The 13365-nt window shown below is 72.4% G+C and carries 11 protein-coding genes and 2 pseudogenes; 8 read left to right on the top strand and 5 right to left on the bottom strand.

Annotated features, from left to right (window positions below; translation table 11 throughout):
* Nucleotides 1–64: 64 nt before the first annotated feature.
* Nucleotides 65–1015 (bottom strand): amidohydrolase family protein, encoded by a 951-nt coding sequence (locus tag ACFXGI_RS34225; protein WP_384715424.1) that lies wholly within the window; start codon nucleotides 1013–1015, stop codon nucleotides 65–67.
* Nucleotides 1016–1257: 242 nt separating this feature from the next.
* On the opposite strand from ACFXGI_RS34225, the gene ACFXGI_RS34220 reads away from it, so the two are divergent.
* The 4 genes from ACFXGI_RS34220 to ACFXGI_RS34205 all read left to right on the top strand — a co-directional run bounded on the left by ACFXGI_RS34220 (nucleotide 1258) and on the right by ACFXGI_RS34205 (nucleotide 4948).
* Complete coding sequence (locus ACFXGI_RS34220) at nucleotides 1258–2994, top strand: hypothetical protein (RefSeq protein WP_384715421.1); 1737 nt, start codon at nucleotides 1258–1260, stop codon at nucleotides 2992–2994.
* Nucleotides 2995–3155: 161 nt separating this feature from the next.
* The gene (locus ACFXGI_RS34215) at nucleotides 3156–3377 is read left to right on the top strand and encodes a hypothetical protein (RefSeq protein ID WP_384715418.1); all 222 of its coding nucleotides are present in this window, start codon (nucleotides 3156–3158) and stop codon (nucleotides 3375–3377) included.
* A 286-nt stretch (nucleotides 3378–3663) separates the two neighbouring features.
* Nucleotides 3664–4245: a ribosome-inactivating family protein gene (locus ACFXGI_RS34210; protein WP_384715415.1), complete on the top strand. Its 582-nt coding sequence runs from the start codon at nucleotides 3664–3666 to the stop codon at nucleotides 4243–4245.
* Between the two features lie 184 nt (nucleotides 4246–4429).
* Nucleotides 4430–4948, top strand: a complete 519-nt coding sequence (locus ACFXGI_RS34205; protein ID WP_384715482.1) for a hypothetical protein — start codon at nucleotides 4430–4432, stop codon at nucleotides 4946–4948.
* Here the strand turns inward: ACFXGI_RS34205 and ACFXGI_RS34200 are convergent.
* The 3 genes and pseudogenes from ACFXGI_RS34200 to ACFXGI_RS34190 all read right to left on the bottom strand — a co-directional run.
* Nucleotides 4863–5390, bottom strand: a pseudogene (locus ACFXGI_RS34200) (GNAT family N-acetyltransferase); the annotation flags it as partial. The gene ACFXGI_RS34205 and the pseudogene ACFXGI_RS34200 sit on opposite strands and share 86 nt — an antisense overlap.
* Before the next feature lie 136 nt (nucleotides 5391–5526).
* Nucleotides 5527–6171 (bottom strand): fasciclin domain-containing protein, encoded by a 645-nt coding sequence (locus tag ACFXGI_RS34195; protein ID WP_384715412.1) that lies wholly within the window; start codon nucleotides 6169–6171, stop codon nucleotides 5527–5529.
* 84 nt (nucleotides 6172–6255) lie between these two features.
* Nucleotides 6256–7842, bottom strand: coding sequence for a molybdopterin-dependent oxidoreductase (locus tag ACFXGI_RS34190; RefSeq protein WP_384715409.1), 1587 nt, complete (start codon nucleotides 7840–7842; stop codon nucleotides 6256–6258).
* A gap of 316 nt (nucleotides 7843–8158) precedes the next feature.
* On the opposite strand from ACFXGI_RS34190, the gene sigK reads away from it, so the two are divergent.
* From sigK to ACFXGI_RS34175, 3 genes are all read left to right on the top strand, one after another.
* Entirely contained in the window at nucleotides 8159–8746 is a 588-nt protein-coding gene (sigK, locus tag ACFXGI_RS34185) for an ECF RNA polymerase sigma factor SigK (protein WP_384715472.1), read from the top strand.
* A complete protein-coding gene (locus ACFXGI_RS34180; RefSeq protein ID WP_384715406.1) occupies nucleotides 8743–9489 on the top strand; it encodes an anti-sigma factor domain-containing protein in 747 nt (248 codons plus the stop codon). Before sigK ends, ACFXGI_RS34180 begins: the two co-directional genes overlap by 4 nt.
* Before the next feature lie 103 nt (nucleotides 9490–9592).
* On the top strand, nucleotides 9593–10228 hold the full coding sequence (locus tag ACFXGI_RS34175) for a carbonic anhydrase (RefSeq protein WP_384715403.1): 636 nt from the start codon (nucleotides 9593–9595) through the stop codon (nucleotides 10226–10228).
* 96 nt (nucleotides 10229–10324) lie between these two features.
* Here the strand turns inward: ACFXGI_RS34175 and ACFXGI_RS34170 are convergent, their stop codons facing one another.
* Complete coding sequence (locus ACFXGI_RS34170) at nucleotides 10325–12376, bottom strand: hypothetical protein (RefSeq protein WP_384715400.1); 2052 nt, start codon at nucleotides 12374–12376, stop codon at nucleotides 10325–10327.
* 484 nt (nucleotides 12377–12860) lie between these two features.
* On the opposite strand from ACFXGI_RS34170, the pseudogene ACFXGI_RS34165 reads away from it, so the two are divergent.
* Nucleotides 12861–13121 (top strand): annotated as a pseudogene (locus ACFXGI_RS34165) (hypothetical protein); the annotation flags it as partial.
* Between the last annotated feature and the right edge of the window lie 244 nt (nucleotides 13122–13365).

Genomic DNA, 13365 nt, shown 5'->3' with positions numbered 1-13365 from the left:
CACGTGCCCGGCCCCGTCACTCCCGGCCCCCGTCACTCCCGGGCCCGTCACGGTCCCGGCCCCGTCACGGACCGGTCAGGTCCAGCAGCCGGGCGGCATTGGTGTCGAGGACGGCTGCCGCGTCCAGCGGCGCCAGGCCCGAGCGGCCCACGTACTCCACGGCCTGCTGGAAGCGCTCTCCGTCCTCGTAGGGGTAGTCCGTGCCGAGGACGAGGCGGTCCGCGCCGAACGTCGCGGCCGCGGCCGCCAGCGCCGGCGGGTGCACATGGCTGACCGTGTCGTACCAGAGCCGGCGGAGGGCCACGGACGGCAGTTCGGGCGTGTCGGGGGATTCGAAGGCCAGGTGGTCGTCGAGGCGGGGCGGCAGGAGCGGCAGCACTCCGCCCAGGTGCGAGGCGAGCACCCGCATCCGGGGATAGCGGGCGGGGATGCCCGCGAGGACCAGGTGCATCATCGCCACGGTGTCCTCCACCGGCGCCCCCACCATCCACGTCATGCCGTGCCGGGTGATCAGGGGGCTGGCGGCGCCCTCACCGGCCGGGTGCACGTACAGAACGGCGCCGCGCCGGTCGAGCTCCTCGTAGAGGGGCCACAGCAGCGGATCCGCGAGGGTACGGCCGAGTACGGTCGTGGTCACGCCGACGCCGACCGCGCCGAGCCCGTCGAGGGCCCGGGCGGTCTCGTCGAGGGCCGCGTCGACGTGGGGCAGCGGAACCGCCGCGAACGCACGGAAGCGCCCCGGGTGCCGGTCCACCAGTTCCGCGTACATGTCGTTCGCGGCGCGGGCCAGTGCCGAAGCCTCGGACTCCTTCTCCAGGTGGGGGCATTGCGGAGCCACCGAGAGCACCTGCAGATCGATTCCGGCCCGGTCCATCAACGCGAAACGGTGCTCCAAGTCGGCGCCGGTGGCATCGGCGCCGATTCCGCGCTGGGTGGCCGTGTCCGTCTTCCCGAGCCGTTCGAGGCGGTCGAGATAGCGCGCGGTCCACAGATGCGCGTGCACATCGATACGCAAGGAGACCACACCCCCATGGAACACCCCCCGTGGCGCCCGAGCCAGCCGGCGGCCGGTACCGACCCACGGACAGTCCGCCGGAAAGATCGGAAAGGTGAGGGATCCCCGATTCGGCCAGTGTGCGTCTGATTTGCGCCGCTTGGGCCGGTTCGGGACCGCGGGTCGTACGGAGAGTGCTGTGCTGAAGGGGCTGCGTCCGTGGGGGGCGAGCGTCCGCATGCAGAAACAGGGGGTCTTCAGCGATGGCTTCTCTGAACTACGAAATCCTCACCGACCCGGCTCCGCTCCAGGTGCCGGGGGCGGGGGAGGAGTCCCAGGGAGCGGTCCACATCGTCGTCTCCAATCCGACCCTGGACGAGGTGATCTGGTACTCGATCGAGGTACGGGTGCCCGCCGGCCCGGCGGACGGTGATCTGACGCTCCATCCCAAGACGATCAACGCGCGGGTCGAACAGAACACCGCGACGAAGCAGGGGGAGGAACCGGCCGTCGTCTGGGACGGCGACACGGGCGTCCTCACCGTGACCGCCCGACCCAACACGCTGTTCCGGAAAGCCGGCTCGCTGGACCTGGTACTGGACGGCTTCCCGGTCTCCGGGGTGCCGGGACTGGTGCTGCTGCACGTGACGGAGAGGGCGGCGAACGGCGCGCGGGTGCAGAGCAACCCCGTGACGCTGAGCCTCCTGAAGCAGGTGTCCAGGGTGCCGCGCAACTTCCGGCCCAAGGAGTCCCTGGTGGCCGCGGGCAAGGACGTGGTCCTCAGGTGGGACGGACCCGACAGCCTCACGTACCGGATCCAGGGTCCGGACGGATCCGCGGAGACCGTCACGTCGAGGAACGGGGCATCCGGCTGGGAATGGTCGCCGAAGGCGGGCCGGGAGCCGAAGCGGGACGCCACGTACACCCTCATGGCCACCTCCCCGGGCTCGCAACAGCCGCGGTCCTTCCTCACCACCACCGTCCACCTGCGCAGCCCCGAGTTCGAGAGCGTGACGGCGACGAGCGGCGTGCACGCCCCGTGGGTCGAGGGGACGGCGGACAGGGGCCGGATCACCTTCACCGCGCGGGGCGCGCAGTTCCAGGACGACGCCCAGGCCCCGGGCACCGTCTCGGCCGCCACGGCCGAGGCCGACACGGTGAGCGCGACGTGGGTGCGGGGCCGCGACACCGGTGCCGGGTGGATCCGGTTCCCGTCCGACGGGATCAGGGTCGGCCACGGACCGGGAGGCGACCTGGGCACGGTCACGGCCGACAAGATCAGCGTGAACGGCATCAACACCCCGTGGGTGGGGGACCGCGACGCCGGCAAGGGATGGATCGAGTTCCCGCAGTCCGGGGTGAACGTGCGCAAGGACGGAAAGCAGGAGTGGGGAACCGTCGCCGCGGACAAGGCGGACCTGAACGGCATCAACACCAAGTGGGTGCAGGGCCGTACGGCCGCCGACGGATGGATCGAGTTCCCGGCCGCCGGGTTGAACGTGTTCCAGGGCGCCGGAGACCGCCAGTGGGGAACCGTCGCGGCCGACAAGGCGGACCTGAACGACCTGACCGCTCGCCGGGCCCAGGTCAAGGAACGCCTCACCCTCCAGGGAGGGCTGACCGTGGACAACGTGCTGGAGACGCAGGACGGGCCACCGCGGCTGATCGTCCGCGGGCGCCTCGACGCCGAGGGCGACGTGAACGCCGACGGCGGCCTCGTCGTCCGAGGGGAGTCGCAGTTCGAGGGAAAGGTGAACGCGGACGGACACCTGTCGGTCCGCAACGGGGGTGCCTGGGTCCTGCACACGAACGACGGCAGGATATCGCTCAACGCCGAACTGCGAGTCCAGGGAGACTCGCTGTTCATCGGGAAGGTGAACGCCAACGGGCACCTGTCCGTCCGCAACAGGGACGTCGGTTGGATCATGCACACCCGGGACGACTTGGTCGCGATCAACGGTGACCTGCGCGTCCACGGGGCGTTTCGCTCCGACAGCTGACGGATTTCCCCGCTCGTGACGGAAGGCCGGTGTCGCGGGCGGGTTCGCCGAGACCATCGGCGGCCTGCCCGCAGGAGACGTTCCCGTATGACATTTGTACGGCCCAAGACGGGATGCGCGGCCCTGTCGGAGGGGCTGTGGCTCTCCGTAGGCTCCACACCATGTCGAACTCACACAAAATCGGACGTGACGACTCCTGGGAAGGCGTCGTGGCCAACCTGTCCAGGGGCATGCTCGACGGCTCGAACATGTACCACTTCGCCGAGATCCGCCTCGTCCACGGGGAAACGATCAAGGTCCGGATCGGCCGCGGTCTCTGGAAGTCGATCGCGGTCGGCGACCGGATCGTCAAGCGGCCGGGAGCCGATCCCGTCAAGGGGTAGCCGCCTTCACCCGCGTCCGGCGGGCCCTTCGCCCACGTGTCCCACATGCGCGCCGCGGCACTCGCGCGACCGGGACGACGTGCCGATTTCTTAGCATCAGGGGCCAACTATTCGCCCGGCTGCCACCAGGGCGACTACAAAGGATCGGACCGATCAGAACCCTGCGATGGGGAGAATTCCGAAGGCGGTGTATGCGTATGCGTGAACACGGCAGGATCGAACCGATCGCGGTCAGATTACTTCGGGTAAGGCGGATTTCCGGCGGCCTCCCTTGATACGGCCGACCATGCTGAAACCCGTGTCGTTTTCCCCGGCGCACGCGTCAGCGGACGAGTACCAGTTCTTGACGGCGACCATCCGGTCGAGGGCGGAGGATGCTCAGGGATTCTTCGGCGGGGCCTCGCGGCAGCCGGGGGAAATGGCCTACCTGCCTCTGCACGTCCAGCTCCGGGGCCTGTCCATCGACCTCTACATCGAGCTCCGCCTGCACAACGGGGGCATGCGCATCGTCGGATTCCGCAACACCCTCGAGAACGGTCAGGCCCCACGGGAGGCGTGCGTCCGGCACGTGCGGGATTCCGTCGCGCCACCCGGAATCCGCCGAACCGAAGTCCTGCCGTTCGGCGGAGGCCGATCCGACCTGGAGACGGCCGCCGCCGTGCGGCGATTGGGGATCTCGCTGGGGCGCCGGCAACTGGGCAACGCGGTGACCTGGCTGCACCGGAACCGCGATCCGAAGTGCACCGCGCACGGAATTCTCGTGCTGTCGGAAATGATCTGCGAGGCTGCCCGCTACCCGGCCCTGGCCGATGCGATGTCGCGGATATGGATGACCGGCGGACGGCTGTCGGACGCGGCGCCTGCCTGAAATTGCTTACCCGGGTGCGGCCCGGGCCTGCCGTAGGGGCAGGCTCCGGAGCCGGACCCGCGGGGGAGCGACGGGCGGGTGGCGTGATCATCCCGTCCGGAAACCTGCTGTCACGGGCTTCGACCAGGCCGTAGGAATGGGCTGCCGTTCCCGAATTGCAGTTTTCGGATCGAAGGAGACCACTGTGACCCGTTTACGTACCACCGTCATGGCCTTGGCGGGTGGAGCGGCCATGTTCGCGCTCACCGCTGCTCCCGCTCAGGCCGCCCCCGGCGATGTCACCACGACCTGCGCGAGCACCGCCACCCCCGTCGGCTACGTCGACGTCAACTGGGGCTACAGCGCGAGCTGCGGCACCCAGAACTTCGCCCCGAACATCAAGCAGATCAAGCAGCTCACCGGTCTGCCCGTGGGCACCGTCGTCCAGGCCTGCGGCTCCGCGTACTACCCCGCCGGCTGGGTCCAGACCGCCTCGTACTACAGCAGTGGCTGCGTGGCCTTCCCGAACTCCGGCTTCAACAACAACGCCTGGACCCTCAAACGGTTTCCTGACCGCGCCCCGCCCCGCCCGACCGGGCTGCGGTTCGCACAGCGTCGACGGTCGGGGTGGCCGGTCGCATGGGGTACGAGAGCAGGCGTACCGCTCCGGCCGGCCAGTCCGCACCGTCGTGCAGCGGCGTCCACATGGTGCGGAGCGGCATGATCACGGGACCTTCGTGTTGTTCCACGCCGACGTCCCGGTCCAGCACCCGCCAGCCCAGTCGCCGGTACAGGGGGACGAGGGGCGGGCGGCAGAAGAGGAGGCCGTGCCGGGGGCCCATCGTCCGGGCGTGGTCGAGGGCCGCGGCCATGACGAGGCGGGCGAGTCCCCGTCCACGTACGTCCGCTGCGACGGCCACCCCTCCGACCCCCACCGCCTCGAACCCGGTGCCGCCGACCGACACCGGTATCCGAAGCAGGCCCGTATGTGCCACGAGCCGGCCTTCCAGCCTGATGCCGTAGTGCTCGTTCTTGGGCAGCCACGCCAAGCCGGTGTCGGCGACACCGAACGGATCGGCACCCTCACCGAGGATTTCCGCCTGCTCGGTCTTCGTGTAGCGCGTGAGCCGCACCGCTGTCGGTCGCGCGGATGACAAGTGATCCATCCCGACATGGTCCCGTTCCGGGACGCCCCTCGGCCAACCGGGGTGCTTCGACCCCGGATCGCCGAACTCCGGTCGGCCCGGCGCCCCTTGCTTCCCAAGGGGCGCCGGGCCACGCGCGCGTGGCAGCCGCCTGCTGCTACTTCGGCATCAGGACGGTGTCGATGATGTACACGTTGGCGTTGGCCGTCTTCACGTTGCCGCACACCACACCGGCGGTGCCGTTGACCTTGTATGCCTCGCCGGAGCCCTTGGTGGTGACCATGCCCTTCTGCAGGGTCTCGAAGGAGCCGTTCCCCAGCTGCTCGGGCGTCAGCTTCTGGCCGACGACGTGGTAGGTGAGGATCTTGGTGAGGGTGGCCTTGTCGGCGAGGACCTTGTCGAGGTCGGCCTTCGGGATCTTCGCGAAGGCGTCGTTGGTCGGGGCGAACACCGTGATGTCCTTGGCGTTGTTCAGGGTGTCCACGAGGCCCGCCCGCTTGACCGCGGCGACCAGAGTGGACAGGGCGGGGTTGTTGGACGCGGCGGTGGCGACCGGGTCCTTGGCCATGCCGTCGAAGGAGCCCGCACCCTCCTTGGGGACGCCGGCACAGGCCGGCCCGAAGGGCTGGTCCGTGGCCGTCGCGTCGGCGGGGGTGCTCTCGCCGGCACTGGCCGGGTCGCCGGCCGCCGCCGGGGCGGCCTTGGTGTCGCCGGACGAGTCGGAGCAGGCGGCCAGCGAGAAGGGCAGCAGAAGGGCTGCGGCGACGGCGATCCCGGTACGGCGGATCTGCATGCTGTTCATGATCGTTTTCTCCTTGGCAGAGATGGTTCGCATCGATGGGTGGTTCATGCCGGACACGGCCCGGGGGCTGTCGGTCCGGTGGTCTCAGGGGACGGTGACGAAGACGCTGTGCCAGCCGCTCGCACCGTCCGGGATCGTCCGCGTGCGGTTCTCGGTCTGCACCGCTGCGGTGCCGTCGGTGGCGCGGACGGTGAGCGTGTGCCCGCCGGGGGCGGCCCGCCAGGGGTAGGACCACTGGCGCCAGGTGTCGGGGGTGTGCTGCGCGGCGAGGTCGGCGTCCTGCCAGGGCCCGTCGTCGATACGGACCTCGACGCGGGCGATGCCGCGGTGCTGCGCCCAGGCCACGCCGGCGATCACGACGGTGCCGGCGGCGGGGCGGGCGAAGGGCTTCGGGGTGTCGATCCGGGACTGCGTCTTGATCGGCGCCCGGCCGGCCCACTTCCGCTTCACCCAGTACGGGTCGTAGGCATCGAAGGTCGTCAGCTCGATCTCGGTGATCCACTTGCAGGCGGACACGTAGCCGTACAGGCCCGGTACGAGCATCCGGACGGGATAGCCGTGCGCGAAGGGCAGCGGCTCGCCGTTCATGCCGACCGCGAGCATCGCGTCGCGCCCGTCCATCACGTCCTCGACGGGGGAGCCGAGGGTCATGCCGTCCACGGAGCGGGCGACCAACTGATCGGCCCTGCCGCCCGTCGAGGGCGGACGGACACCGCATTCGGCGAGCAGGGCGGCCAGGGGGACGCCGAGCCAGCGGGCGGTGCTGGCGTAGGGCCCGCCCACCTCGTTGGACACGCACGTCAGGGTGATGTCGCGCTCGATCAGCGGCCGGGCCAGAAGCTGGGCGAGGGTGTAGCTGCGGGGCCGTGTGACGCCCTTCCCCCGGATCCGCAGCCGCCAGGTGCCGGCGTCGACCTCGGGTACGACAAGGGCGGTGTCGACCCGGTAGAAGTCCCCGTTGGGCGTCGTGAAGGCGCTGATCTCCGGAACCTTCAGCCGGGCTCCGGCCGGCACCGCGGGCGCCGGTGAGGCGGGGGCGGGCAGCACGAGGCCGTCGCGGGAGGCCACGGCGCCCCGGCCGCGCCGCCCGGCCAGAGCACGGCCTGCCACACCGGCTCCGGTGGCGGCCGCGGCGGTCACGGCCGCCGCGACGAGGAACCCCCGTCGGCTCCAGCCGCTCCCGGTGCCCGTGTCACCTGAAGTGGAGCCGACGGGGGCGGCTTTGCCGGCCAGGCCGTACAGGACGGCCGCGGCCGTGAGGGCGCCCACGACGGAGGGGAGGGCGTCACCGGCACCCGCGGAATCGGGCCGGCTCAGGGCCGCGGCCGCGCCGACGACCCCGAACACCAGGACCCCGGCCGCCCCCGCACGCCGGTACCGCAGCGACACGACTCCCAGGACGACCGCGAACAATGCCAGCACGAGCAGGATGCCGACCTGAAGGGCGGTCTTGTCGTTCTCGCCGAACGTGCGGATCGCGAAGTCCTTCACCGCCGCCGGGGTCCGGTCGATCACCGCACCGCCGACCACCGTCACCGGCCCGGCGGCCGGCCGCACGAGACCGGCGGCCAGCTCGGCGGCGGCCAGCGCGCCGAACCCGGCCAGAAGCCCGGCCAGCGCCCCACGGGCGGTGCGGAGGAAGGTGGTGCGGAAGCTGCTCACACCCGGCATTCGCCTCCACCCGACCGGTGGATTGGTCTGTCACCCGAACGAGTGACAGGCGCCTTTTCGTGGCCGCCAGGGCCACGGCGCGTCTGCGACGGTGACGCCCCTGCCACCCCATCCGGACGCTCTTCCGCTACGAAGTACGGGTGAGAGGCACTCCGCACGGCTCTGCGGCCGGACCGCCCCGAGGCGGCGGCCCGGCAGCGCCCGAATCACGAAGGACTCCCATGCCATGGACACCCCGCCCCCGGGAGGCCGGCCCCGGCCGCCCCTGTACCCGGCTGCCGCGGCCGGAGCCCGCCCTGTGAACGAGCCGCTCCCGATGAACCAGCCCCACCCGATCGGTTCCTCCGGCCACGCCCGCCCCGCGGACCTCGCCGAGCTCATGCTGCAGGTCGCGCGCGGCGACAAGCAGGCCTTCTCGGCCCTGTACGACGCCCTCGCACCCATGGTCTTCGGGATCGTGGTCCGGGTCGTGCGAGACCCTGCCCAGTCGGAAGAGGTGGCCCAAGAGGTCATGATCGACCTGTGGCGGCAGGCCGCCCGCTACCGGCCCGAGGCGGGCAGCGTGAGTACCTGGGCGTCGACCATCGCCCACCGCAGGGCGGTCGACCGCGTCCGCTCGGCACAGGCCTCCGCCGACCGCGAGCAGGCCCAGGCGGCCCGCGAGCACCAAACGGCGTTCGACGAGGTTGCCGAGGAGGTCGAGACCCGCCTGGCGAGCGAGCAGGTACGCCGCTGTCTGCGCGGCCTGACCGAACTCCAGCGCCAGGCCGTAACCCTGGCCTACTACGGCGGTCTGACCTACCGTGAAGTCGCCCAGACGCTTCGCACGCCGCTTCCGACCATCAAGACACGCATGCGCGACGGGCTGATCCGGCTTCGCGACTGCATGGGGGTGACCACGTGAATCACGCATCCGATGCCCACGGCCTGGCCGCGCCCTACGCGCTGGACGCCCTGGATCCCGGCGAGCGCGCGCAGTACGCCGCCCACCTGGCCGCATGCGAAGCCTGCCGGCAGGACGTGGCCGACTTCCAGGCCACCGCCGCGCGTCTGGCGGCCTCCGTGGCCCGAGCCGCGCCCGTCCCGATGAAAGAGCGCACGCTGGCGGCCGTCGATCACGTACGACAGCTCCCGCCCCCGGTTCCCGCGGCCGCACCCGTCCCGCTGCGCGGTGTGCTGCGCCGCAAGGCGCTGCCGATGGCCTTGGCCGCGAGCCTGGCCGCGGCGGCCTCGTTCGCCGGCCTGGCGGCCTGGCAGCACCAGGAGAAGCAGCAGCTGGAGCAGCGGGCCCGGCAGAGCGAGCAGGCTCTGGACGCCGTCAGCGGCGTCCTGGCCGCGCCGGACGCCCGCACGGTCCACGGCCGGGCCGGCAACGGAGCCCTGGCCTCGGTCGTTGCCTCCGGCCTGCAGAACAGGGCGGTCTTCACCGCCTCCGGCCTGCCCGCACCGCCCGCGGGCAAGACGTACCAGCTGTGGCTCGACCACGAAGGGACCATGCGCCCGGCCGGGTTCATCCGCCAGGACGGCACCGTCCTGCTCGACGGAGACACCGCCGACGCGGCCGCCGTCGGCCTGACCCTCGAACCGGCCGGCGGTTCCCCGCAGCCCACCACCGCCCCCCTGCTGCTGATGGCCCTCCCCGCCTGAAGCCACGGCCCCGACCCTCCCCACGGTCGGGGCCGCCCCTTCGGTACGACTGCCGCACGGCCCCCGCGGTGTGGCAGTCCGGACGGGGTCGTAGCCTGCGGTCATGAGCACCTCGCCGTCTCCCACCCCGTCCGATGCCTTCGAGCTGCTGCTGGCCGGCAACCGCCGTTTCACCGCGGGATCGTCCGAGCACCCGAACCAGGACGCCGCACGCCGTACCGAGACGGCGCCGGCTCAGCGCCCTTTCGCCGTGCTCTTCGGCTGCTCCGATTCACGGCTGGCCGCCGAGATCATCTTCGACCGCGGCCTGGGTGACCTGTTCGTCGTCCGCACCGCGGGCCACGTGGCGGGTCCAGAGGTCCTGGGCAGCATCGAGTACGCGGTGAGCGTGCTCGACTGCCCGCTGGTCATCGTCCTGGGCCACGACACGTGCGGCGCGGTCGCCGCGGCGCGCGCCGCCCTGACCGACGGCGTCAGCGCCACGGGATACGTACGCGACGTCATCGAACGGGTCACCCCCAGCGTGCTGGCCGCCCGCGCCGCGGGCCTCACCGACGAGAACGACATCATCGCCGAGCACATACGGCACACCGTCGACCTCCTCCTGGACCGCTCCCGCGTCATCGCCGACCAGGTCACGGCGGGGCGCACCGCCGTCGTGGGCCTGTCCTACCGACTGGCCGACGGCAGCGCCCGAGTCGTCACCACCCACGGCCTTCCGAGCAAAGCGGCGGCCTGACCGCCCGGTTTCGTACCGCCACCGCCACCGCCACCGCCACCGCCACCGCCACCGCCGCGTCGCGGGCGTCGGGGCCGGTCAGCCACGGTGACCCGGTCAGTCCCGGCCGCCGCCGCGGGCGTCCAGAGCGGTGATCACCGCGCCGCTGCGCAGCGTCGCCGTGAGGGCGGCCGGGGGAGCGGGGGCCGGGGGTGCCGGGACGGTGAGCGTCCGGCCGATCGTACGGGTGTGCAGTGATCCCGTGGCGGTGATCTCCGCGACCTCCCGGCTGCCCGCGGCCAATTGGTAGCCGTGGCCGGACGGAGCCCGCCAGAGCGTCGCCGCGAGGAGGTGCTGCCCGAACCGCCCGCAGGCTGCGGTGGACTCGGCGTGCGCCACGGCCAGTGAGGCCCCTGCCGGTGGCCGGAGCCGGATCCGGACGTCGCCCCGGCCGTCCCGGTGGGTGGCGCGGGTGCAGGACCAGACGGCTCGCCCGGTGCTCTCGGGGAGTTCCGTGACGGCGAAGTCCCACAGGTTGACCGCCCGGACCGCGCGCCCGTCCACCTCGCCCAGTGTGCAGGCCTCCTGGGCCCAGCGGGCCAGGGCGGCGGGCCCCGTCGCCTCGCGGGGCTGGCGGGCCGGCGGCTGGTCGGCGCCCTCGGCGGGCGGGGTGTAGGTGAGGTGGACGGGGAGCAGTCCACCGAGGTCGGCGAGGAGGAAGGCGTGCTTCTCCACGATCCTCGGCGAGGAGACGACCTCGAGGACCGGGCGCGGTCCGCAGCCCTCGCCCCCGGCACCGCGCGCGGCGGCATCGCCCGTGCGTTCGCCCGCTGCCCCGCGCGGGAGTTCGGTGGTGACCGTTCCGTCGGGGCCGATCGGCAGGGGCCGGGCGGCGCCGGCGGGGGCGGTGAGGTCCCGGACCCCCGCGGCGGCGATCCAGGGCGCGAGGAGCCGACGGGCCGTGCCTGCGTCCCGGGTCAGGGTGACGGCTGCCGCCGTGGTGACGTCGGCATCGCCGGTCCGGGCGATGTCGAGGCTCCGGCGGCCGCCCTGTTCGGTGTAGCGGACGATCCGGTCGGCGTCGAGGAACACGACGACGAGGGCCCCCGGCCCCGGATCCCCCGCGAACAGCAGCTGCGGCGGGTGCCCCGGCGGCTCCGCCGAGACGCCGGGCGCGACGGCGACGGCCGTGTCCGGGGCCGGCGCCGCCCAGGCGCCCAGTGCGCGGGTGAGGAGGGCCCGGTCCCCGGTGCGCGGACCGCGGGCCGGCCAGGCGGTGAAGTCCACGCGGCCGGTGTCGGACCAGGCCCCCGCGGGCACCTGGACCAGGCGCGCGGGATCGAGGGCCGCGCGGGCGGCGGGAGCTCCGGCGTACGGGGCGGGGAGCCCGGAGTCCGGCCCGTCGGCGGTGGCCCGGGTGAGCCCGGCGGCCAGCAGCAGGACGGCAGCCAGGCCCCAGGCGGCGCGGACGCGGGTGCGGCGCAGCAGCAGATCGGTGGGACGGGTGTGGACGTCTGCCGGGTGCAAGATCGTTTCGCTTCCGGACCGCGGCCCCGCACCGGCCGACAGTCCGGCACTGCCGTCGGCGCGGGACCCCGTACCGCCGCCGGGTCCCCCTGGGGAACCCGGATCCGTCTCCGTGCCGGGTCCCGCCGCATCCGCGGCCCCGGGCGCCACGCCGGCGGCCCCCGGTCCGGCTGCGGCCGAGCGGGCCGCCCGTACCCCGCCCGCCGGATCACCGGCACCGGCCTGCTCCAGGACCCCCGCCGCGGCGTCCTCGCCCAGTCCGTCGAACCGGCACAGTACGTACGCGGCGCGCGCGTACGGGGTCAGCTCCGCGAGCCCCCGGGCCGCCTCGTCGAGCCCCTCGGCGCTGGGCCACATCCGCAGCCCCCAGACCCACGGCGGCAACGGCCCGCGCAGCCGTCCGGCCGCGTGCCGCACCACCTCGGCCCGTACGGCTGCCAGCGGGTCCCCGCCCTGCCGTGCACGGCGCCCCGCGGCCCGCAGGGAGTGCTGTACGGCACGGTGGGCGCGCAACAGCCGCGTGTGCCGGTCGAGGTCCGGCGGCAGCACCAGGTAGGCCAGACGCAGCAGTTGGGGGTAGCGCTCGACGATGATCGCCTCAGCCTGGCGCAGCCCGGTTCCGGAGCCTTCACGTTGTCCCACGGTGCGGACAACGAAAGGATCATGGGATGGTCACATGGGGCCCAGCCGGCCGGGGCGTGGTCGTTACGCGGTCGGAATGCGGTGCCGGCCCGGAGCTTAAGGGGGGATCAGCTGAGCCTTAAGCCTGACTGTGGTCACCTCGCCTCCGCGCCGGGCAGCGGACGGCATCGGCGCTGCACGCCCTTCGACGACGACAGGTGCCGGGTCGTTCACCTGCGCCTTTGCGCGCGCTCCGAGGGTGCCTGGACCACCGCGGCAGGCCGCGCGGCGTCCGAAACCTCCGCACGGATGGATTTGTAAGACGGCGACAAGGATTGGAATCGCGCGTGATGGAGGCCGTAAGCAGGACGGGGGAGGCCAGTATCCATCCGATCGAGGAGTGTCAATGTCCCGAAAGCGGACCATGAGTCTCAAGAAGAAGCTCGTGCTCTCTGGCGTCACGGGAGCCCTGGTGACCGGAGCGGTCGTCACGACGATGGCGACGGGCAACGCGGCCGCCCCCGACGTCGTGTGTCAGGGGTCGACGGTGACCTTGTCGGGGGAGGCAGGGGCGCCGGCGGCGAGTAGCGGGACGTTTCCGGTGGGGACGAAGTTGAAGGTGACCAATCTGGACAACGGTCAGTCGACGACGGTGGCGGTGAACGGGCCGTCGGGTAGTTGTGTGCTGCTGAACAATTCGGCTTTCGACAAGGTGCGGGAGCCGGGCAAGAACCTGATCCGCAGGGCGCGCATCGAGCGGGTGGGCGGCGGCCCCGCGCCGGCCGGTGCGACGGGTGCGACGGGTGCGGCCGGTACGAGTGGCGTGCAGGTGCCGCCGGCCACCGGGCAGGTGGTGTGTCAGGGGTCGACGGTGACCTTGTCGGGGGAGGGGGGTGCGCCGGCGGCGAGTAGTGGGACGTTTCCGGTGGGGACGAAGTTGAAGGTGACCAATCTGGACAACGGTCAGTCGACGACGGTGGCGGTGAACGGGCCGTCGGGTAGTTGTGTGC

This window comes from Streptomyces sp. NPDC059355 (genome assembly GCF_042752335.1).
Classification (GTDB): Bacteria; Actinomycetota; Actinomycetes; order Streptomycetales; family Streptomycetaceae; genus Streptomyces.
The sequence above is the reverse complement of the archived record's forward strand: the minus strand, read 5'-3'. Positions and strand labels throughout refer to the sequence as shown.

Coding starts and splice junctions, on each gene's coding strand:
- ACFXGI_RS34220 (WP_384715421.1), top strand. CDS start 1,258: ATGGCTTCTCTGAACTACGAAATCCTCACCGACCCGGCTCCGCTCCAG.
- ACFXGI_RS34215 (WP_384715418.1), top strand. CDS start 3,156: ATGTCGAACTCACACAAAATCGGACGTGACGACTCCTGGGAAGGCGTC.
- ACFXGI_RS34210 (WP_384715415.1), top strand. CDS start 3,664: ATGCTGAAACCCGTGTCGTTTTCCCCGGCGCACGCGTCAGCGGACGAG.
- ACFXGI_RS34195 (WP_384715412.1), bottom strand. CDS start 6,171: ATGAACAGCATGCAGATCCGCCGTACCGGGATCGCCGTCGCCGCAGCC.
- ACFXGI_RS34190 (WP_384715409.1), bottom strand. CDS start 7,842: ATGCCGGGTGTGAGCAGCTTCCGCACCACCTTCCTCCGCACCGCCCGT.
- sigK (WP_384715472.1), top strand. CDS start 8,159: ATGAACCAGCCCCACCCGATCGGTTCCTCCGGCCACGCCCGCCCCGCG.
- ACFXGI_RS34175 (WP_384715403.1), top strand. CDS start 9,593: ATGAGCACCTCGCCGTCTCCCACCCCGTCCGATGCCTTCGAGCTGCTG.